At 62.3% G+C, this 1,839-nt stretch carries 1 protein-coding gene; it reads left to right on the top strand.

Annotated features, from left to right (window positions below; genetic code table 11):
• Positions 1–1,822 (top strand): recombinase family protein (locus tag SB822_RS54420; RefSeq protein ID WP_410858763.1); only part of this gene is annotated, 1,822 nt, incomplete at its 5' end.
• Between the last annotated feature and the right edge of the window lie 17 nt (positions 1,823–1,839).

Here is a 1,839-nt window from a genome sequence, read left to right as displayed (position 1 = left end):
GGGAGTCTGCCTATCCGGGCCCCCCTTTCCGCGAGCGATCGTGGGATCTCCTCAACATTACGGATTGCTCGACATTAGTCAAGTAACGCTATGCATAACGTTACTTGACGAGGATGGCGTATACGATCCTGCTCACTTCAACGACCGGCTGCTATTGGGGCTCAAGGGCACCATGAGTGAGGCCGAATTGCACGTGCTGCGGGCGCGCCTTCAAGGAGGAATCCTAAGCAAAGCGAGGCGCGGTGAACTGCAGATGCGCCTGCCCGTCGGCTTCGAGTACAACGCCGCGGGCGCGGTCGTTCTCGATCCGGACCAGCAGGTCCAGCACTGCCTGAGGTGGCTGTTCGACACCTTCCGAGGTACGGGATCGGCGATGGCTACCGCGCGCGCCGCGCATCATCTCGAGCTGGCGTTTCCGCGACGGTGCTGCAAAGGTCCGCACAAGGGCGAATTGCTGTGGGGCAGCCTCGGACACAGCCAGGTAGTGCGCATTCTGCACAACCCAAGGTATGCAGGCGCTTTCGTCTATGGTCGCACCCATACACGCAAGACAGTCGATGGACGCACGCGTGTGATTCGCGCCCCGCGGGACCAGTGGGATACGCTGATTCCGGGCGCCCATGCCGGTTATCTGTCCTGGGAAGAGTATGAGCAGAATCAGAAGCGTTTGCATGAGAGCGCACAGGCGATCGGAGCCGACCGGCGCCGAGGCGCGCCGCGTGAGGGTCCAGCACTTCTTCAGGGAGTCGTGGTCTGTGGTCGATGCGGGAACCGCATGACGGTTCGTTACCACAGCCGCCAGGGCTGCCTGTGTCCCGAGTACATCTGTCAGCGCGAAGGCATTGAGCAGGCCGAACCAGTCTGCCAGCGCATCCACGGGGCTGCCATCGACGAGGCCATTGGCGAGCTGCTCGTCGAGGCGCTCAACCCGCTTGCCATTGAGGTAAGTCTGGCGGTTCAGCGCGAACTCCAGTCCCGCATCGAAGAAGCCGACTGTCTGCGTCACAAGCAGGTGGAGCGCGCCCAGTATGAAGCTGATCTGGCGCAGCGCCGCTACATGCGCTGCGATCCGGAGAACCGCCTGGTCGCCGACTCACTTGAGGCTGACTGGAACCATAAGCTGCGAGCGCTGACTGAGGCTAACGAGGAATATCAGCGTCGGCGTGAACAGGACGCGCGTATTCTGACGGACGAGCAGCGCGCCGTCATCGTCTCGCTGGCGTCCAACTTCCCCCGGCTATGGCGGGACCCCGCCACCCCTGACCGGGAACGCAAACGCATGATCAGGCTGCTTCTGGAAGACGTCACCCTGAACCGGGACCAGCAGGTTACCGCACAGATCCGCTTCAAGGGCGGCGCTCACCGGACCCTCAGCCTGCCGTTGCCGCTGAAATCGTGGCAGCGATGGGTCACCCCCGCCACGGTGATCGAGGAGATTGACGAACTGCTCAATCACCATACTGTCCTGCAGATCGCGAATATCCTGAACGAACGTGGCGCCCCGTCGGGCACGGGCAGGCCCTTCAATGCAAAAATGGTCGCACGCCTGCAGCGCAACTACTGTCTAAAGCCACGCTATGACCGGTTGCGCGAAGCGGGTCTCCTGACGCTGCAGGAGATGGCCGACGCGCTGCACGTCACGCCGACGAGCGTGAAGATATGGAACCGTCGCGGACTCATCCGCGGTCACGCCTACAGCGACAAGAACGAGTGCCTGTACGACCCGCCGGGCAATGACTCGCCCCGAAAGGCGATGGGCGTCAAGCTATCCTGCCGACGTCGCCATCCCGACGTTGTTTCCGATCGACGCGAGGAGGTGTAGTGTGAAACGCAAGCCTT

It is taken from the genome of Paraburkholderia sp. SIMBA_054 (assembly GCF_046534875.1).
In the GTDB taxonomy this organism is placed as follows: Bacteria; Pseudomonadota; Gammaproteobacteria; order Burkholderiales; family Burkholderiaceae; genus Paraburkholderia; species Paraburkholderia hospita.
This window is presented reverse-complemented; position numbering and strand designations above follow the sequence as displayed.